The sequence below is a fragment of the Haloarcula sp. KBTZ06 genome (assembly GCF_048595605.1).
Taxonomy (GTDB): Archaea; Halobacteriota; Halobacteria; order Halobacteriales; family Haloarculaceae; genus Haloarcula; species Haloarcula hispanica.
In genome coordinates this window covers 784,391-804,031 of sequence record NZ_CP184337.1, presented here as the reverse complement: position 1 = coordinate 804,031, position 19,641 = coordinate 784,391, and the positions used below count along the sequence as shown (strand labels likewise).

The window sequence follows — 19,641 nt, the reverse complement described above, 5'->3', positions numbered from 1 at the left end:
GTCGGAAAGTCACGACCTACGCCGACCGCCGCTGGACGAGGTCGGAGAGCGCCGTGGTTGCGTCTTCGTCTGTCACGCTGTCGAACTCCTCGTAGTAGTCCGAAGTCGCCTGAAACGCCGCCGGTTTCAGCGGGACGACGACATCGTCGGCCCACCGCTGTACCTCGTCGAGCACGTCCGGCGGCGCGACGGGGGCGGCGGCGATAACCTCGTCGGCACCCGCTTTCCGCAGGCGCTGTGTCGCGACGCGCATCGCCGCACCCGTCGGAATCCCGTCGTCGACCAGCAGAACCCGCTTGCCAGCCACGTCAAGCGGCCCCCATGTCTCGCCGTAGTCGACCGCTCGCGACTCGACGGTGTCGCTCGCGTGCGTCTTCGCCTCCTGAACGTACTCCCAGTTCACGTCCAGAAACCGCATCATCGGGCTGTTGATCCACGAGAAGCCCCCCGGCGCGACGGCTCCGATAGTCAGCTCAGGGTGGTTTGGAGCGCGTATACGTTGTATGACGATGACATCCATCGGGAGCCCGGTCGCGTCAGCGACCACGTTGCCGACGGGGACGCCGTTCGGTGCGAGCGTGACGACGATATCGCCGACGACATCCCGCCGGCGCAGCGCGGCCACGAGCTGTTGCGCCGCATCCGAGCGGTCTGTGAACATACCACACTATACGGAATCGTACATCCTAATCATTCCGGTCAGTCGTCACCGGGGCTGGCGGCCGACCAAGCGGGTGGCTGCGTCACCGGCTCAGTCCTGGGGTGTCGGCTGGTCGGGTTCCTGCCCGAGGGCCAGCGTCTCCTCGACCTGTGTGTACGTCAGAACGAGACCGACAAACGCGAGCGCGGCACCGGCAGTGAAGGGCGTGCTGAACGACCCGAAGTTGTACAGCAGGCCCGACGCCAGCGGCCCGATAGCGACGCCGAGACCGAACGCCATTGTCAGGACAGACAGCGTCGTCCCGGACCCTCTCGCGCCGGCCAGATCACCGGCAAGAGCGAGCGACGGGGCAAACACCAGCGCAACGGCGATGCCCTGGACGAACCGCGCCAGAAGCATGCTCCACGGGCCTGTCACGACACCCTGTGCGAACACCGACGGAACAAGGATGACGAACCCGGCGACGATGAACGGCCGTCGACCAAACCGGTCGCTCGCTCGGCCGATGGGTACCTGAAAGACGACGTTCGCGATGACGACGGCGGCAAACTGGACGCTGAAGAACAGGGTCGACTCGTCCAGCCGCATCCGAATTGGCCCTTCGAGCGTGGCAAACAGGGCGATAGTGGCCGCCATTAGGAAGGTGCCGATACCGAGGACGAACACTGAATCGAGCCCCTCCCCCTCTCGGTCCAGAATCGCTATCGAGAGGTCTTTGCCCGCTTCGGCATCGACCGGTGGATCCTGAATCAGGGCCCACACGAGGACGAAGCTCACGACAGCGCCCAGCACGGCGATGGCGAAGGCGGCGGTGAAGCCGGATATCGCGGTGCCGGCGAATCGGTAGGTCACCACGTCGTTCGCGGCGAGTCCGCCGGTGATGACGACGCCGGCGATTATCGGCCCGAACCCGAAGCCGATGAGCCGGAAAGTGTTGAACACGCCGAAGTTCCCGCCGCGCTCGGCGTCACTCGCCGCGTAGTCGTTTACCAGCGCCACCGTCGCCGGAATCGTGAACGCCGCACCGAGTCCCTGAAATGCCCGCGCGGCGAGGACCGTCCAGTACGAGGAGAGGAACGGGTAGGCCGCGCTGCCGATAGCGAACAGCACCAGCCCGGTGAGGACGAAAATCCGGCGCTTACCGGTCCGGTCCGAGAGCCGCCCGGTGAAAGGCTGGCCGAAACTGTTCAACAGGCCGAACAGGGAGAGCACCAGTCCGATCAGCGTCTCCGTCTGAAGCGTGAACCCGAGTATCTGCTGGCCGGCGATACCGGCGAGCGACACCTGTCCGCTGGCGATGTACAGGGGGAGCACGATGATGAGAAACGAGTTGCCCAGCGCGTCCGCCATCCGAGCGAACGCGAGCGTCAGGACCCGGGTGTCAGTGCCGAGGACCATCTACCCCTGACGAAGGCGGCCACACTCGTGATAGTTGCGTTCCCCGCGGTGGTACGTCGACCCGAAAACAGCACCGACGAGACAGCGGCGCTCAGATGTCGTCGGCCTGCTGCGCCGCGATCCCCGTGTAATCGGTCGGCGTCAGCGCCTCCAGTTCGGCCCGGACCTCGTCGCTCACGTCGAGGTCGGCAAACATATCGTGGAAGTCCTCGATGGTGACCTCGCGGCCCCGAGTGGCCTTTTTGACCTGCTCGTAGGCGTCGGCGTACCCTTCGCGCCGGAGGATCGTCTGAACGGCTTCGCCGATGATCTCCGGCGTCGCGGCGAGGTCGTCGCGCATCACCTGCTCGTTGGGGACGACCTTCGCCAGCCCGTTCTGGCACTTGCTGTAGCCGATGAGACAGTGGGCGAAGGCGGCCCCGATGTTGCGCTTGACCGTCGAGTCCGAGAGGTCCCGCTGGAGCCGGGAGTTCGTGACGTAGTCGCCGAGGAAGTGGAGGTCGGAATTGGCCTTCGAGAGATTCCCCTCGCTGTTCTCGAAGTCGATTGGGTTGACCTTGTGGGGCATCGTCGAGGACCCCGTTTCGCCCTCGACGGCTTCCTGGCCGAGATAGCGGTCCGAGACGTACAGCCACACGTCGAGGTCGAGGTCCAGCAGGATGTTGTTCGCGCCCCGGAGCGCATCGAACAGGACCGCGAGGTCGTCACAGGGGTTGACCTGCGTCGTCAGCGGTTCGTGCTCCAGGCCGAGGTCGCCGACGAAGGAATCGGCGAACGTTGGCCAGTCCACGTCGGGGTAGGCGGCGACGTGGGCCGCGTAGGTTCCCGACGCGCCGGCGAGCTTTCCGGAGAGGGTGTCGGCGGCCCGCTCGACCCGACCGATGGCCTGGCCCAGCCGCGAGGCGTAGACGGCCATCTCCTTGCCGAACGTCGTCGGCGTCGCAGGCTGGCCGTGTGTGCGGGCCAGCATCGGCACGTCAGCGTAGGTGTGGGCCATCTCCACCAGCGTATCCCGAATCTCGCGGAGTTCGGGCACCAGCACCTCCTCGGCGGCGGGCTTGACGAGCAGCCGCTGGGCGAGGTTGTTCACGTCCTCGCTGGTCAGGCCGAAGTGAATCCAGTTGGCGGCGTCGAGGTCGTCGGGCATCCCCAGCCGGATGAAGTACTCGATGGCCTTCACGTCGTGGTTGGTCGCCGCGTACTCGCCGTAGCCCTCGGTTTCGAGCTGTTTGACGACGCTCGCGTCCTCGTCGTCGAACCCTTCGTACAGCGCCCGGAGCGTCGCGCGCTGGCCGTCGTCGATTGACAGCGGCGTGGCGTCGAGGTCGGCAAGCGCGATGAGATACTCGACTTCGACTTCCACGCGGGCGCGCATCAGCGCCCGCTCGCTGGCGTACGGGACGAGCGGTTCGGTGTAGCGGGCGTATCGGCCGTCGAGCGGCGAAACGGCGGCCAGTGGCCCTCTCTCGGTCATACCCGAGTGTGCGCGGGAGGCGCGAAAAAGCGTGTCGTTCTCCCGCAACCGCGACGCGGTGCGGCAGCGAGGCGTGGTGTGACGGCGAGAAAGGTGGGGTGCGGGGGTTCGGGTGAAAGAGGAGGCCGCGTCGTTAGTTGCTGAACTCGTTGCAGACCGGGATACCGACCGTGTTGTAGTCGCTCATCGCGGCCAGTTCGTCGGGTACCTGGTGGATGTCGACCGTGTCCTCGACCAGCGCCGTCGGGTCGAGTTTGCTCGATTCCACCATGTCCAGCATTTCGCTGTACCGCGATGGCTGGAGCCCGAGTGAGCCCTTGAAATCGATTTCTTTGGCGACGAACTCGTCGGTCGGGAGCGACACCATCCCCGCCTCCTCGCTGGTGGTCAGTCCGATCTGGACGTGCGTGCCGCCTTTGCGGAGCGAGTTCACCGCGTTCTGGCAGGTCGTTGCGATACCGAGGGCGTCTGCGGATACGTCGGCCCCGCCGTCAGTGATGTCCCTGACCTCCTTTGCGGGGTCGTCGACCGCCTGTGCGTTGACGGTGGCGACAGCGCCGAGGTCTTCCGCGCGCTCCAGTTTCTCGTCCATCAGGTCGACTCCGATGACGTTGCCGCCGAGGGCGTTCGCGATGTGAACCGCCGAGAGCCCGATGCCACCGCAGCCGTGGATAACAACGTCGTCGCCGGCACTGACCGGTGCGCGGTGGGCCATCGCGTGGAACGAGGTCATGAACCGACAGCCCATCCCGGCGGCCGACTCGGCGTCGATACCGTCCGGGAGCGGAACGGCGTTGAGGTCGGCGTTGGGAATGTGGACCTCCTCGGCGAACGCGCCGGGGGCCTGGTTCATGAACCCGAGACCGATGTGGTTCTCGCAGATGTTTTCCCGCCCGTTTCGACAGAGGTCGCAGTTCCCGCAGGCGAAGTTGAACGGAATGGCGACCTCCTGTCCCTCCTCAATGTTTTCGACGTCTTCGCCGACAGAGACAATCCGGCCTGTCGGCTCGTGACCGAGGACGTGTGGCGGGTCAGGCCGGTACCCGAACCAGTCCCAGTCCCCCTGCCAGCAGTGCCAGTCGGACCGACAGATACCACAGCCGATGACCTCGGCGACGGCACCGTCCGGCTCCGGTTCGGGGCGTTCGACTTCTTGTACTGTTAGCGGCTCCTGAAACTCTTCTAGTAGTACTGCTTGCATTACACTATTAACATAGGATATCTTACTAATGAATATTATGGTTTTTGAGCTACAATATCTTCGCGAGCGAGGAGGTCCGCACCCCTGATATTGTGGTTACTCGGCTGCGTCAATCTAAGTCCAGAATAATTTCAAATAACTGCCGCTGCTGCCGAAGCCGATGACACATATCAAGTAGCCATATTTTCGTCCACATCGAAATACCTTCGACAGAGAGCGAAGAGATGGTCCCGCTAGCCGGCCAATCCTCAACTCAGCCAGCCGTAGTCGCCGTCGGCATCGCCAAAGCGGCCATCCGGTGGGTCAAAGCGATAGAGGTCCTGCCCAAGTGCGACCCACGCGAGGCCGTAGACGGTTGCCGCCGCTGGCTGGACTTCGAACCCAAGGAACGCGATAGTCCCGAGGCCAAGCAACACGCCCAGCCACGGCGGCTGGATGCGCGTCCTGACGAGACCGACGGTGACCAGTAACGACCCGCTGACCAGCACGAGTACGCCGACCGCGATGACCGCCTCGCCACCACCGGAGAGGAGGCGGACCAGTTGTCCGACGGCGAAAACGAGGCCGCCGAGGCCGCCGGCCCACGCACCGATGGTCCCTGGCCGCTTCATCCGTGCGCCGTAGAAATCCTCAATGGCATAGTGACCGGCTACGACACCGAGTGCGGAGAGGGCGGTTCCGGCGAGGATGGAGGTACTCATTTCGGTCTGACCGGTCGCGGACAGCACCACGGCCCAGCCAACCCAGACGACACCACCGACGGCGGCGACCGCACCCGCGCGCTGACACCGTAGCTTCGCCATACGGGCGAGTTGGCGGCGGGCTACAAATGCGCACCGAACCGGTACACGCCGAGAATACAGACATAGCTAATGTGGCTCGGTCGCACGCCACAGGCCGGCCGGGGGTTTCGCAACAACTTTGCACGGTCCGGTCGGTCAGTCCCACATGAAACTCGCCGGTATGGCCAGTAACCGCGGCCGAAATCTCATGAACATCGCGGACCGCGCCCCGGGCGGGGCGGAGTTCGCCGTCGTTCTGACCAATGACGCCGACGCGCCGGTGCTCGAAGCAGCCGCCGAGCGCGGCATCCCGACCGAGGTCGTCGAGCACGACGCGGACGAGTCGCGCGAGTCCCACGAGGAGCGCGTCCTCGACGCCCTCTCGGAGTACGACTTCGACCTCATCACGCTGGACGGGTATATGCGCGTCCTCAGCGAGACGTTCCTCGACGAGACACCGACCGCGCTGAACGTCCACCCAAGCCTGCTGCCGAACTTCACCGGGGCGAACGCTCACGAGCAGGTCCTCGACGCCGGCGTGAAGGTGACGGGCTGTACCGTCCACGTCCTTGATGAAAGCGTCGACGGCGGCCCCATCGTCACGCAGGAACCCATCCCCGTCTTCGAAGGTGACGACGAGGACAGCCTCAAGGAGCGCGTGCTCTACGAGGGTGAGTTCACTGCCTACCCGCGCGTCATCGAGTGGTTCGCCGAGGACCGCGTCACCATCGACTGGGATGCAGGCACGGTCTCAGTAGAGGGCGACGAGGGCGGAGACTTCCCTGCCCGCCGCATCGTCTCGGATGACCTCGAATCGAGTCTGCGCTATGGAGAGAACCCCCATCAGAACGCCGCGCTGTACACTGACACGACCGTCTCGGAGGCCAGCGTCGTCCACGCCGACCAGCTCAACGAGGGTGCGAAGGCGCTGTCGTACAACAACTACAACGACGCCGACGGCGCGCTGAACCTCATCAAGGAGTTCGAGGAGCCCGCCGCGGCGGTCATCAAACACACCAACCCGGCCGGCTGTGCGACTGCCGACTCCGTGGCCGACGCCTACGAGAAGGCACTGTCGACGGACCCGATGAGTGCTTTTGGAGGTATTGTCGCGCTGAACCGCGAGTGCGACGCCGCCACCGCCGAGCAGATCATCGACTCCTTCAAGGAGGTCGTCGTCGCGCCCGGCTACACCGACGCCGCGCTCGATGTACTGTTCGAGAAGGAGAATCTCCGCGTGCTGGATGTGAGCCCCGGGGACGGCCGGACGGGCGAGTCCGGTCGGTCCGAGAACTTCGAGGTCACCGACAGCCTGACCGAAAAGCCCCTCGTTGGGGGCCGACTCGTTCAGGAGCGGGACACCCAGCACCTCTCAGTCGACGATCTTGAAGTCGTCACCGAGCGCGAGCCGACCGACGAGCAGATCGAGTCGATGCTGTTCGCCTGGCACACGCTCAAACACGTCAAGTCCAACGGCATTCTCTTCGCTGACGGGACGGAAACGGTCGGCATCGGCATGGGGCAAGTGTCCCGGGTCGACGCCGTCCGGCTGGCCGCGATGAAGGCCGACGAGCACGCCGAGGGGAAGGACGCCGAGGGCGCGGTGATGGCCTCGGACGCCTTCTTCCCGTTCCCGGACGGCATTGAAGAGGCCGCCGACGCCGGCATCGAGGCGGTTATCCAGCCCGGCGGCTCGAAGAACGACGAGAGCGTCATCGAGGCCGCGGACGAACACGACATGGCGATGGTGTTCACCGGGCAGCGGTCGTTCAGACACGACTGAGCGGTAGCGAGAGCGTGTCTGAGCCTCGGTAGACGAGTGGCACGAGTCTATCGGTGGTTCCGGCACGACTGAGCGGGACCGCAGCGCAACCGGTAGCCGGCAACGAAAGAGGTTTTGTCGAGGCTTTAGAACCCGCTCCCGATGGCAAACGACAACGACAGGGAGGAAGCTGTCCGCGACGCTGTGGACGTCTCTCGGAGCGGTGCCCCAGCGGGTGGGAGTGTCATCCGTGACCGGTTCTCCGCGGACGAGATCTTCCAGCGCATCATCGTCGCGGCCGACGAGGAGGTGACAGTCGGGACTCGCGAGATGTTCTTCGCCGGCGTCGCGGGCGGGTTCGCTATCACAGTGACGTTCATGCTGTACGCGTCATTGTACGCGAAGACCGGCGGCGACCCGATATTGAGCGCGCTCCTGTATCCACTCGGGTTTGTCTTCATCATTCTCGGGGATTATCAGCTCTACACGGAGAACACACTCCCACCGGTCGCGCTCGTCCTCGAACGGCTGGCGAGCATCCCGTCGCTGCTCCGTATCTGGGTCGTCGTCCTGATTTCGAACCTCTTCGGCGGGATGCTCGGCGCGCTCGCGCTGGCGACGACCGACGTTCTCTCCGCCGACGCGGCGGCGGCCGCCGCCGGCTTCGCCCAGAAAGCTATCGCGACCTCTCAGCTAACGCTGTTCTCGAAGGCGGTGTTCGCCGGCCTCATCGTCGCCGGCGTCGTCTGGGTCGACTACTCGCTACGGGACAGCATCTCCCGGCTCGTGTTGATTTACATCGCCTTCCTGGCGATTCCCTTCGGAAACCTCTATCACGTCGTCGTCTCCGCGACGGAGATGTTCTATCTCGTGTTTATCGGCGAGCTGGCGCTGTCTGTCGGCCTCTGGCAGTTCGTCCTGCCGGTACTTCTCGGCAACTCCGTCGGCGGCGTCGTGCTCGTGACCGTCGTCAACTACTTCCATACGACCGAACGGCGGCTCGAAACAGCGCGAGATCAGGGGTCCAAGCGCCAGCTCACCATCCGGGAGTGGATCTGGGGCGGGTGGTCCGCTTCGGGCCGCTCGTACGTGCCGGCGACCGACGAAATTCCCCAAAGCGATCCGGAGTCGCGAGAGAACGAGCGCTGACACAAACCATTTCAACGGCCTCCGGCTATCGTTGGTGTGAACTGGGTGAGAGATAACCGGCTGCTGCTTCTGTTTGCCGCCGTCGTTCTGACGACGCTGGGCGCTGTCGGGCTGGGAATCGTCGGTGTCGTCGCGACAGTCGGGGCGCTTCTCGGCGGCGGCGCGGTCATCCAGACTTTCGCCGGGTTCCTGCTTGGCACATTGCTCCTAGTGGGCGTTGACATCGTCTTCTCGGTCGCGCTGGTCCGTGCGCTGGCCCGGCGGGCGTCGGTGCCGAAGAGCCAGCGCGTCGCTGGTGGGCTCACCCGTCTCGAATCAGTCGTGCCACCGCTCGCGTCGCTCGGCCTCGCCGACGTGTTCGCGCCGCCGGAGCCGACAGTCGAGGAGCGACACGAGGCGTTGACGCGCCGGTACGTCGAGGGAGACCTCTCCGAGGCCGAGTACGAGCGGGAACTGCAGGCGCTTCTCGGCGAGTCAGAGAACCCGGATTCTGAACTGCTGGACGCCGTCGACATGGAGACCGACCTACCGCGGACCGCGGCGACCGACACCGAGTACGAGCCCGCCCGGGAATAGCCTGAGCGGGTTTTACATAGTCGCCCGACGACGGGTCACGTATGGACGCACCCACGTTTCTCGAAGTCGAGGTGGAGCGAGACGCCATCGCCTCGGCGCTCGACGCCGTTCCCGGCGTCGCCGTTGTCGACGATACCACTACTGGCCCATCACCGGGACCGGCGGGGCCGGACGGGGCCGAGGATTCCGGCCCCAGTCTCACGGACCGCCTCGGGTCGCTGTGGCGACAGTGGGGGCTGCTCGGCACGGGGCTGTCCCTCATCGCGCTCGGCGCGGCAACGGCTGGGCTCTGGTGGTACCGCCGCCGCAACGCTGATGGAACCGATGCCAGGAGCACCGACGAGGACGCGTCGGAATGGGCCACGGAACGTCCAGACGAAACGCCACCACCGGCTGAACCGAGCGTCGACACGCCATCACCGGCCGAGACGGAGTTCGAGCCGACAGCAGCGGTAGAAGACGCCGAGGAGACGCCGGCTCCAGAGGCGCAGGAAACGTCGCTGGCCACAGAGATGCCACGGACTGAGTCCGAGTCCCGGCGGCAGGATACTGGGACGGGTACGGAGCTATCTGGCGCTCCCAAGTCAGAGACCGAGACGGACACTCTGGAACAAGTGGAGACGGAGCCCACTGAGACGGACACGGACGAGCGACCGGAAGCGAAGATCGACCCGGCACCGCTGCTGGGTGCCGCGTTCCTGATTCTGTCGAGCGCGCTCGGTCGGTGGGCCACGCGCGAGCGTAGCGACCAGGCGTAACTGTCGCCGGCAGGCCAGTGGGAGACCAGTTGGGTAAGCAGGCTGTTCGGGGCGTCTTCGCGCCGGACACACGCAACAGTCCGACAGGCTAAAGCGAGCGGCTCCGATAGCCCGACCATGGAGTTCCACGAGGCCGCGAACTTCCTCTTCGAGTTGCGCCGGTTCGCCTCGCGACCCGGTACTGATGCCACGCAGGACCTGCTATCGTCGCTCGGTGACCCACAGGAGGGGCTTCGCTGCGTCCAGATTGCGGGGTCCAACGGGAAGGGGTCCACCGCGCGGATGGTCGAACGAACGTTGCGGGAAGCAGGCCTCGATGTCGGACTGTACACGTCCCCGCATCTCGACGACGTGCGCGAGCGAATCCGGATCAACGGCAGGAAGCTCTCCGAGGCCGCGCTCGTCGAGTTCGTCGAATCGGTTCAGGCGTACGTGACCGAGCAGGGCGCGGCCAATGATTCGCCCACCTTCTTCGAAACGATGACTGCGATGGCGCTGTGGGAGTTCGACCGCCAGGACGTCGACGTGGCAGTGCTGGAGGTCGGTATCGGCGGCCGGTACGACGCCACGAGCGTGGTCGATCCGGTCGCAAGCGCCGTCACGTCCGTGACGCTCGAACACACCCATATCCTGGGCGACACCGTCGAGGAAATCGCCCACGACAAGGCCCACGTCGCCCCGGACGGCAATCCGCTGGTGACCGGAACGACAGGCGACGCGCTCGCGGCCGTCCGCGAGTTCACCGACGATGTCGTGACCGTTGGGAGCGCCGTCGAGACAGACCAGAACCCGGCCGAGAGCGAGGCCGATATATCCGTGAACTACGGCGGTCGTGAGGGGCTGGAGGGGTCGGTCTCGGTCGACGGCCCGAACTGGAGCGTCGATACCTCCCTCCCGCTGCTGGGCGCGCATCAGGCACAGAACGCCGGAATCGCAGCCACACTGTGCCGGCAGGTCGCGGATGTCTCGCAGTCCGATCTCGAACGCGGCCTGCGAAACGCCCACTGGCCCGGTCGGTTTGAAGTGATGAACGAGTCGCCGCTGGTCGTCCTCGACGGGGCACACAACCCAGGAAGCATCGAGCGCACCGCGGAGACGCTGTCGTCGTTCGACTACGACGACCTCCACGTCGTCGTCGGCGCGATGGTCGACAAGGACCACGAGCGCATCGCCGCGGCGTTACCGGACCCGGACCACGTCGTCGCCTGCCAGCCCAACGTCGACCGGGCGGAGTCTCACCACGTCGTCGCGACCGCCGTTGAGAACGCGACCGACGCCACCATCGAGACGCGAAACGACGTATCCGGGGCGCTCGATATCGCACTCAACGCCGCGGACTCCGGTGATGCGGTCCTCGTGACCGGGTCGCTGTACGCCGTCCGGGAGGCCCGGACCGGCTGGTCGCGCTCGCTGATTCCCAAGCAGGTCGACTCGCTGGCCGAGGCCCGCGAGACCATCGAGAGCGCCCACGTCACCGATACCGGGGCCTGGCGGATGCGGGGGAAGGGCGTCCACCGCGTCCTGCGTACCCGCGTCCAGCCGCGACAGGCCCAGTACCTCAAGGAGGAACTGCTGTCCTTGGGCGGCGAATGTGCCGTCTCTGGGCTGGACGGCCAAGAGGAGGAATCAACCGACGTGGTCATGATGGCGACGATGGCCCAGTACAAGCGCCTCGCGGAGAAGCTGGACGGCCAGCCCTACGGGCTCGCGTCGTTCGCCGACGAACTGCGGGGGGCGCTGTCCATCCAACAGTCCGAGCCCGACACGTCGGCAGCGTATCCCTGGGACGACGGCACAGCCGTTATGGGTATCTGCAATATCACCCCGGATTCCTTCCACGACGGCGGCGAGTACAACGCCGTCGAGGACGCCGTCGCCCGCGCCGAGCAAATGGTCGAGGACGGCGCGGACATCCTAGATATCGGCGGGGAGTCGACCCGGCCCGGTGCTGAACCGGTCCCGGCCGAGGAGGAGATCGACCGCGTGGTGCCGGTCATCGAGGCGCTTTCGGAGTTGGACGTCGCCATTTCCGTCGACACGCGGAAGGCCCCAGTCGCGCGGGCAGCACTCGACGCCGGGGCAGACATCCTGAACGACGTGTCTGGCCTCGAAGACCCCGAGATGCGCCTCGTCGCCGCCGAGTACGACGTGCCGGTGGTCGTGATGCACTCCATCGAGACGCCGGTCGACCCCGACAGCGACATCCACTACGACGACGTGGTGGGGGACTGCATCGACCAGCTGACGGAGCGCGTCCTGCTCGCGGAAAAGGCCGGACTCGACCGAGACCAGATCATCGTCGACCCGGGCATCGGCTTCGGGAAAGCTGCCACGGAGGACTTCGAACTGCTCGACCGACTTCCGGAGTTCGAGGCACTCGGCTGTCCAATCTTGGTCGGGCACTCCCACAAGTCCCTGTTCGGGCTGGTCGGACAGGAAGCGGGCGACTGTCTGGAGGCGACCATCGCCGGGACGACGCTGGCGGCCGAACGGGGGGCCGACATCGTTCGCGTTCACGACGTCCCGGAGAACGTTGCCGCGGTTCGGGTCGCTGAGGCAGCTCAGAACCCGGAGAAATTCGAGGACTGAGCGGCGCTGTTTGTCCGTAATTCCACCGGACCGAAAGCACTTACGCCACCACCGAGCACCGCTGGTATGGATCAGCGAGACGTTGTCCGCGAGGGGTACGACGAGATTGCGAGTACCTACGCCGAGAAGCGGGACGGGAACGGTCGCGAACGGACCCTTGTCGAATCGCTTGCAGCGGCCCTCCCTGATGGTAGTCGCGTCCTCGATGCGGGCTGTGGTGCGGGTACGCCGGCAATGGAAGTTCTCGCCGATCAGCACGATACCATCGGACTGGATATCTCAGCCGAACAGCTCCGTACCGCTCGTGATACTGTCGACTCCGATGGACTGGTCCGTGGTGACCTGGCGACGCTCCCGTTCGCTGACGATACGTTCGGCGCTGTTGTCTCCTACCACGCCGTCATCCACGTTCCAAAGGACGAACACGCCACTGTCTTTTCCGAATTTAAGCGCGTGCTCCGGCCCGGCGGGCAACTCCTGGCCGCGCTAGGAGACGACCCATGGGAAGGCACGAACGACGACTGGCTGGATACCGGCACCGCCATGGCCTGGAGTTTCCACGGTCGTGAACGTAGCGCAGATCTACTGACGGAAGCCGGCTTTCGCGTCGAATCGGTCGAACCGGTCGACGATGAACTCGGAGGGACCTTCGCCATATTCCGGGCACAACCGGAGGACAGCGAGACACTGCCGGGTCACAACTGAATCAGGGGACTTGCGTTCGTGTGGAGATGGGTTCTATAACCAGGACTACTCGGGCAGTTGTTCGGTGCGTTAGGCCTGGGCGGCACAAGCAATTTTCCCACTATATTGGGGGGGATTATTCCCGATATCTCTCAACAATGAAAATCGGGAGCGAACATATAAGGTTTGTATCGGTGGAGGTCCGCCATGGAATTACGGGACGGGAGTAAGAACTCCCGAGAGCGCATCAGTTCTTCTGACAGAAAAGCGGTCGACGGCGGAACGCTTACCGATCGTATCGGACTGGACGCCGGGGAGATACGCTGGCGGAAGGAGTTTACCGGATTCGACGAGTCGGACGTCGACAATCTGACCGCGATGGAAGCGAAGACGAACGCCCGGGCCGAATCTGTCGTCGACGACTTCTACGATCACCTCAAATCGTTCGACGAAACCATCGAGATTTTCGGGCGGTCCACCAAGTCGGTCGACCAGCTCAAAAACACACAGTCACAGTACCTCCGCGACCTCGTCGCCGGGAGCTACGACAAACAGTACTTCGAGAACCGGGCCCGTATCGGGAAGATTCACGACATGCTCGACCTCGGCCCGAAGATCTATCTCGGGGCCTACAGCATCTACTTCGAACATTTCCTGCGGACAATCGTCGAGGACCTGCAGTCGGGCGACGCCGCCCGGGACGAGGCACTCGAAGAGATGCAATCGCGGGCGCTGTCCGTGTTCAAACTCCTCAACCTCGACCAGCAGGTGGCGATGGACACCTACATCGACTCGTACAGCCAGCGTCTGGAATCGGCAATCGATGACCAGCAGGCGCTGATGGAGGAGGTCGAGAGCGGACTCCAGCAGCCCATCGACGAACTGAGCGCCTCAGCCGAGGAGGTCGCCCAGACGAACCAACAAATCACCGACACAGCCGAGACACAGTCCGAGTCGATGGACGAGGTGGCGGGCGAGGTCGCGGATATGAGCGCAACCATCGAGGAGATCGCCTCGACCGCCGAAGAAGTCGCGAGTACCAGCACATCGGCCGAGGAAAAGGCGGAACGCGGGAACGAAGCCGCACAGCAGGCCGCGGCCATGATGAACGACGTCGACGACGCTGTCGATACGGTTTCCACAGACATCGCCGGCCTCCGGGAGCAGGCCAACGAGATCGACGACATCGTCGAGGTGATCAACGACATCGCGGACCAGACCAACATGCTCGCGCTGAACGCGTCTATCGAGGCCGCACGCGCCGGCGAGGCGGGCGACGGGTTCGCCGTTGTCGCCGACGAAATCAAGACGCTCGCCGGAGATTCACAGGAACACGCGAACCAGATCGAGGACACCGTCACAGAGATCCAAGACGAGACCGTCGACGCCGTCGAGAGCCTCGAAACCGTGACAGAGCAGGTGACGGAGGGCATCGATCAGGTCGAGACGGCGGCCGAACAACTCGAAGAGATCGTGTCGGCGGTCAACGAGGCAGCACAGGGCATCCAGGAGGTCTCGGCGGCCACCGACGACCAGGCGGCGTCGACCGAGGAGGTGGCCAGCATGATCGACGAACTGTCGAGCGGCATCGACGACATGACGGCACAACTGGACGACCTCGCGGCGACGAACGAAGAACAGACGGCGAAGATTCGGGACGTGGCCGAGACCGCGCGCCGGCTCGATACCGACACGGAATAAGCTCGACCCACAGTCAGCGCGTCTGGCTTACTCCTCGACTTCGGGCGGCTCGACGGCCTCGGCCTCCGTCTCGGTCACGCGGATGCCCTTCGAAGCGAGGTGGCGCATCTGCCGGCGGACGAAGTCCTCCTCCGTCGTCCCGCGTGTCGCGAGAATAACCATCCGGGCGTCGCCGGCAGGGCGCATCGTCCGTCCGGCCCGCTGTGCGCCCTGCCGACGGGACCCACCCAGTCCAGACGCGACGAGAGCGAGTTCGGCGTCGGGCAGGTCGATACCCTCGTCGCCGACGCGGGAGACGACCAGCGTGTTCAGTTCGCCCCGGCGGAACTCGTCGAACAGTTTCTCCCGACGTGCGTGTGGCGTCTCGCCGCTGATAAAGGGCGCGTCGATGGCCTCGCTGATGGCCTCGCCCTGGTCAAGGTACTCGATGAACACGAGCGCCTTCGCGGCCGGGTTCTCGGCCAGTGCGTAGCGTATCTCGTCGATTTTCCCGGTGTTGCTGGCGGCGGCCTGTCGGCGGTCGTGGCCCGACGTGGAACTGTACTCGGACTGCTCCGTCTCGTTGCCCCACGGGACGAGGCGGATTTCGACCTCGGGTTCGGCCACGTAGCCCTCGTCGAACAGTTTCCCCCAGTCGGTGCCGATAGGCGGGCCGATGAGCGTGAATATCTCCTCCTCGTCGTCGCTCTCTCTGGTCGGCGTGGCGGTCAAACCCAGGCGGTGTTTGGTCTGGAGGTCCGCGCTCCGGCGGTGAATCGGCGAGGGGACGTGGTGGACCTCGTCGAAGACGATGAGACCCCACTTGCGCTGGTCGAACAGCTTCCGGTGGCGGTCCATCCCCGCGGTGCGGTAGGTGGCAATGGTGACCGGCCGGATGCTCTTTTCGCCGCCGTGGTACTCGCCGATGTCGTCGTCGGTCAGGGTCGTGTGCCGGACCAGTTCGTCGTGCCACTGGGTCGCGAGTTCGCGCGAGGGGACGAGAATCAACGTCTCACCGCTGATAGCGGCCATCGCCCCCATCGCGGCGACGGTCTTGCCCGACCCCGGCGGGCCGACGAACACGCCAGAGCCCTGCTCGGTGAACCGCTCGACCCAGTCCTGCTGGTAATCCCGCAGGCGCAGGCGGAGGTCCATCTCGATGGCGTCGCCGGTCTCTAAGTCGCGGTCGTCACGGACCGGATAGCCCGCCTCGTACAGCGTGCGCTTGATCTCGGCGGTCGCGTCCTCGTTGACCCACGACTCCGAATCCGAGATGGGGGCCCGGAGGTGGTCGTCGTCGAGTTTCGGCCGGGCGACGTTGCCCATCAGGTCGTCACTCTCGGCTTCGAGGACGACGTAGCCGTCCTCGTGGGTCTTCAGGCGGAACTTCCGGGCGCGCTCCCACTGGCTCGTCACCCACTCTTCGAGGTGGGGCGAGCGCTCGCCCAGCACGTCCCGCATCGTCGTCAGGAGGGCGTCCAGGGACTCGTGTGGCGCGGCCCAGATGTCCTCCTCGCGGAGTTCGTACACGTACCCACCCGAACGGTTGGTGTCCTGCAGGCGCGCGAACTGTGAGAGTTGCGCCCGCGTGAACTGGTCGGGGTGTTCGACGACCACTTCGCGGCGGTCGGGGAACAGAACGACGCGCTCGCGGTCTGTCACCTCGGCGATGTCCGCCGGGTACCACACGGACTCGACCTCGGACACGTCCTGGCGCTCGATGTCGCCGTCGTCGGCGAGGCGATCCAGTGCTTCCCGGGCCTCGTCTGGCGTCAGGTCCGTTTTCCGGGAGAACTCCGTCGCCGTCAGATGTGGGCGGCCGACGGCATCGATAGCGTCGTAGACGGCGTCGAGTTCGAGTTCTGCGGGGTCCGAGTCCTCGTCTCGGTCTGCTGGCTCCTCGACTGTCACTACCAAATGGAGGGGACCGACGCTCAAACGGGTTTCGTCTGGACCGTCCCTGACGCGGGTGTGAATACATACCTTAATATAGCGCCACCTAGACCTGCCGGCATGGTTGAGGGAATCGCGGCTGGACCGTGGTCTGTCGTTCCCGCGCTCGTCGCTATCGGTCTCGCTTGGTACACCCGGGACGCTCTTATCGGGCTGTTCGTGGGCATCGTCATCACAGGCGTGCTGGTCGGCGCATTACACCCCCAGGCTGTCGGGGTCCCGTCCGATCTGATCACCGCCGGCGGTGAGGTGGCGACCGTTCAGCCACAGGCAGAAGACGGGAGTCCCTGGACGGTCGGCGTCGGTGGCATCGTACTCGGAGCGCTCTTCGGGCTGAAGCTCGTGCCGGAAATCATCGCCACGGCCCCGCTGTTCGGGGAATGGTACGTCAAGAACGTCCTGCTCGCCATCTTCGCCATCGGCGGGCTGATCGGACTGATGATCCGAGCTGGGGCGATACAGGGCGTGCTGGAGGCGCTGGTGGAGCGGGCTGAATCCGCCGCAGACGCCGAGAAGGCCGCGTTCCTGGCCGGGATCGCCATCCACATCGATGACTACTTCAACTGCCTCGTGGTCGGCTCGATGATGCGGCCGCTGACCGACAAGTTCGACGTCTCGCGGGCCAAACTGGCCTACTACGTCGACTCAGCGGGGTCCCCGGCGTCCCGGCTCGCGTTCTACTCGACGTGGGGAGCGGCGATGGTCGGCTTCATCGGAGGCGGCCTCGTCGAGGCACAGCAGCAGGGGACGCTGCCCTCGGGCATGACCAACTTCGTGAACACCGGCGGCGAGCAGGTCACCGCGGCGACCGGTGCCGTCTGGCCGCTGTTTTTCAACACGCTGTTTACCGGCTTCTACTCCTGGATCGCGCTCGGTCTCGCGGGACTCGTCGCGTGGCAGGTCGTGCCAAACATCTACGGGATGGGGACGGAGGAATCCCGAGCGAGAAACGAGGGGAAAGTCGTCGGCGACGACGCCGACCCGATGATTTCCGCGGAGATGGACGAGTACGAGGTGTCAGAGACCGCGACGCCGGACTGGCGGAACTTCGCCTGGCCGATTCTCACCATGATCGTCGTCGGCCTCGGCGCGATGTTCTGGCGGGCCAGCCCCGTCATCTACGTCAAGGGGAAGGAAGGGATGGGGGCCACGCTGCTCCAGCTCGGCAGTTGGCAGCTCATCACGCCGCCGAGCGGCCCGTGGGCGTTCAACATCGGCGGCGTCCAGTTGGGTCTCGCGTCCTTCTCGGCACTCATCCTCGCCTTCCTGCTGTATCGCTGGAAGGGCGACATCCCGTCCAACGACGATGCCACCGACGCGATGATGGTCGGCTTCAAGGGCATCCTCCTTGCGGCCGTCATCCTGATGTTCGCCAGTTCCATCCAGAACGCGGTGACGATACTGGGTATTTCGTCGTTCGTGACGAACGTCTTCGGCGGCGTGCCGGCGTTCATCATTCCGGTGGGCGTCTTCCTCGTGACTTCCTTTGTTAGCTTCTCCGATGGCTCGTCGTGGTCGACCTACGGCATCATGTTCCCCATCGCCATCCCGCTCGCGTTCTCGACGGGCGCGAACCTCCCGCTCGTCCTCGGCGCGGTGTTCAGCGGCGGCATCTTCGGCGACCACACCTCGCCCATCAGCGACACGACCGTCCTCGCGTCGTCGACGAGCGGGAGCGACCACATGGTCCACGTCCGGAGTCAAGCGCCCTACGCTCTCATCGCGGCAGGTATCGCGGCCGCGCTGTTCCTCGTGTTCGGGCTGGTGCTCCCCGAAGGGTTCCGCGTCATCCCGTACTGACTGGTGGCGATTTGTCCCCGTCGTCAGCGCGTCTGAACGGCGTTCCGATTAGAAAAGACCGGTCTCCTCGATACGTGACTCGTACAGGTCCTCGTACTCTGCACGGACCTGTGCGTGGTCGAACTCGGCACAGGACTCGTCGACGGTCCGGCGCTCGAAGTCGGCCGATTCGGCGATTTTGTCGGCGATTTCCTGTGGGTTCGTCACCCGGAAGGCACGGTCGCGCTGCTCGATGAGTTCGTGGGCCGACGACTCGGCCTGGTACTCCACGATGCCGATACAGCCACAGGCCATCGCCCAGAGGAGGTCCGTTGCGAAACACTCTCGGAACGCCGTCTGGACGAATACGTGCGCGCCCTTGTAGATCGAGACGCGCTCCTCGATGTCGCACGCGCCGGCGAAGGTCACGCGGTCGTCGATGCGGAGGTCGGCCGCCTCCTGTTCGTAGTACTCCCGCTCCGAGCCGTCGCCGATGATCGTCGCCGACCAGCCCTTCTGTCTGAGTTCCGCCAGCCCGAGCAACAGCGACTCGACGTTCGCGCTGCCGTCCAGCCGGTTGGCGTACACCACGTCGATCTCCTCATCCGTGTCGGCGTCCCGGACGAGGTCCATGTCGATGCTCTGTGGGAGGACCGTGGTCTGGTCCGCCGTCGCGCCCCGCTCTCGGACCCGCGTGCGGACGAGTTCGGAGGGGGTGACGAGACAGTCCGACGCGCGGAGCGCGAGGTTGGCCCGGCGGCTTTCGGGCACGTCTTCGTCCCCATACCACTCCGTGAGAAGCGGCGCGCGAGACAGCGTTGCACCGGTCTTGGCCGCGAGTGCGACCGACGACGGCGTCGGGTGAACGTGGACGACATCCGGGCGGAACCGGGCGAGCATGGCCGGAAGGCGGACACAGAAGGAGGGGACGGTCGGCGAGACGGTGACGGCGCGGTACGTGACGCCGTCGCGCTCGCGCTGATTGTCGAATCCCGGCCACCACTGCGAACAGAACACGGTCACGTCGTGACCGGCAGCGGCGAGTTCGGTAGCCACCCGCTCCAGCCGGGTCCGTCCCACTGTGTCCCGGTACTGACTCGTCTCCATGGCGACGACCGCGACACGCATACAGGTGCGACGACGTGGCCGCTCAAAAATCCACCCGTTCGCGGTTGACGGCGACAGATGGCGGATT

At 65.2% G+C, this 19,641-nt stretch carries 15 protein-coding genes; 8 read left to right on the top strand and 7 right to left on the bottom strand.

From position 1 onward, the window contains the following. Nucleotides 1-16: 16 nt before the first annotated feature. The 5 genes from ACNO8S_RS04265 to ACNO8S_RS04245 form a co-directional block, all read right to left on the bottom strand. Nucleotides 17-661, bottom strand: coding sequence for a phosphoribosyltransferase (locus tag ACNO8S_RS04265; RefSeq protein WP_064288386.1), 645 nt, complete (start codon nucleotides 659-661; stop codon nucleotides 17-19). Nucleotides 662-751: 90 nt separating this feature from the next. Beyond that, nucleotides 752-2,059 (bottom strand): MFS transporter, encoded by a 1,308-nt coding sequence (locus ACNO8S_RS04260; RefSeq protein WP_014039861.1) that lies wholly within the window; start codon nucleotides 2,057-2,059, stop codon nucleotides 752-754. Nucleotides 2,060-2,150: 91 nt separating this feature from the next. After that, nucleotides 2,151-3,533, bottom strand: coding sequence for an adenylosuccinate lyase (purB, locus tag ACNO8S_RS04255; RefSeq protein ID WP_151103089.1), 1,383 nt, complete (start codon nucleotides 3,531-3,533; stop codon nucleotides 2,151-2,153). A gap of 133 nt (nucleotides 3,534-3,666) precedes the next feature. Further along, a complete protein-coding gene (locus ACNO8S_RS04250; RefSeq protein WP_014039859.1) occupies nucleotides 3,667-4,734 on the bottom strand; it encodes a zinc-dependent alcohol dehydrogenase family protein in 1,068 nt (355 codons plus the stop codon). Between the two features lie 248 nt (nucleotides 4,735-4,982). After that, nucleotides 4,983-5,537 carry a hypothetical protein gene (locus ACNO8S_RS04245; protein WP_004963012.1) on the bottom strand — a complete coding sequence of 185 codons (555 nt, stop codon included), beginning with the start codon at nucleotides 5,535-5,537 and terminating at the stop codon, nucleotides 4,983-4,985. A gap of 145 nt (nucleotides 5,538-5,682) precedes the next feature. Here ACNO8S_RS04245 and purH point away from each other — a divergent pair, with 145 nt between their 5' ends. The 7 genes from purH to ACNO8S_RS04210 all read left to right on the top strand — a co-directional run bounded on the left by purH (nucleotide 5,683) and on the right by ACNO8S_RS04210 (nucleotide 14,735). Further along, on the top strand, nucleotides 5,683-7,299 hold the full coding sequence (purH, locus tag ACNO8S_RS04240) for a bifunctional phosphoribosylaminoimidazolecarboxamide formyltransferase/IMP cyclohydrolase (protein ID WP_420182530.1): 1,617 nt from the start codon (nucleotides 5,683-5,685) through the stop codon (nucleotides 7,297-7,299). Between the two features lie 141 nt (nucleotides 7,300-7,440). Next, on the top strand, nucleotides 7,441-8,427 hold the full coding sequence (locus tag ACNO8S_RS04235) for a formate/nitrite transporter family protein (protein ID WP_014039856.1): 987 nt from the start codon (nucleotides 7,441-7,443) through the stop codon (nucleotides 8,425-8,427). Between the two features lie 36 nt (nucleotides 8,428-8,463). Continuing rightward, a complete protein-coding gene (locus tag ACNO8S_RS04230) occupies nucleotides 8,464-9,003 on the top strand; it encodes a hypothetical protein (protein WP_014039855.1) in 540 nt (179 codons plus the stop codon). Between the two features lie 41 nt (nucleotides 9,004-9,044). Then, nucleotides 9,045-9,761: a hypothetical protein gene (locus tag ACNO8S_RS04225; protein ID WP_064288379.1), complete on the top strand. Its 717-nt coding sequence runs from the start codon at nucleotides 9,045-9,047 to the stop codon at nucleotides 9,759-9,761. A 117-nt stretch (nucleotides 9,762-9,878) separates the two neighbouring features. After that, entirely contained in the window at nucleotides 9,879-12,350 is a 2,472-nt protein-coding gene (gene folP, locus ACNO8S_RS04220) for a dihydropteroate synthase (protein ID WP_420182529.1), read from the top strand. 66 nt (nucleotides 12,351-12,416) lie between these two features. Further along, nucleotides 12,417-13,055 (top strand): class I SAM-dependent methyltransferase, encoded by a 639-nt coding sequence (locus ACNO8S_RS04215; RefSeq protein WP_420182528.1) that lies wholly within the window; start codon nucleotides 12,417-12,419, stop codon nucleotides 13,053-13,055. 186 nt (nucleotides 13,056-13,241) lie between these two features. After that, nucleotides 13,242-14,735 carry a globin-coupled sensor protein gene (locus tag ACNO8S_RS04210; RefSeq protein WP_420182527.1) on the top strand — a complete coding sequence of 498 codons (1,494 nt, stop codon included), beginning with the start codon at nucleotides 13,242-13,244 and terminating at the stop codon, nucleotides 14,733-14,735. A 27-nt stretch (nucleotides 14,736-14,762) separates the two neighbouring features. Here ACNO8S_RS04210 and ACNO8S_RS04205 read toward each other — a convergent pair whose 3' ends face one another. Next, nucleotides 14,763-16,625 carry a DEAD/DEAH box helicase gene (locus tag ACNO8S_RS04205; RefSeq protein ID WP_420182526.1) on the bottom strand — a complete coding sequence of 621 codons (1,863 nt, stop codon included), beginning with the start codon at nucleotides 16,623-16,625 and terminating at the stop codon, nucleotides 14,763-14,765. A gap of 102 nt (nucleotides 16,626-16,727) precedes the next feature. Here ACNO8S_RS04205 and ACNO8S_RS04200 point away from each other — a divergent pair, with 102 nt between their 5' ends. After that, nucleotides 16,728-18,467 (top strand): Na+/H+ antiporter NhaC family protein, encoded by a 1,740-nt coding sequence (locus tag ACNO8S_RS04200; protein ID WP_064288374.1) that lies wholly within the window; start codon nucleotides 16,728-16,730, stop codon nucleotides 18,465-18,467. Between the two features lie 48 nt (nucleotides 18,468-18,515). Here the strand turns inward: ACNO8S_RS04200 and ACNO8S_RS04195 are convergent, their stop codons facing one another. Next, nucleotides 18,516-19,574, bottom strand: coding sequence for a glycosyltransferase (locus ACNO8S_RS04195; protein WP_151103077.1), 1,059 nt, complete (start codon nucleotides 19,572-19,574; stop codon nucleotides 18,516-18,518). Nucleotides 19,575-19,641 lie beyond the last annotated feature (67 nt).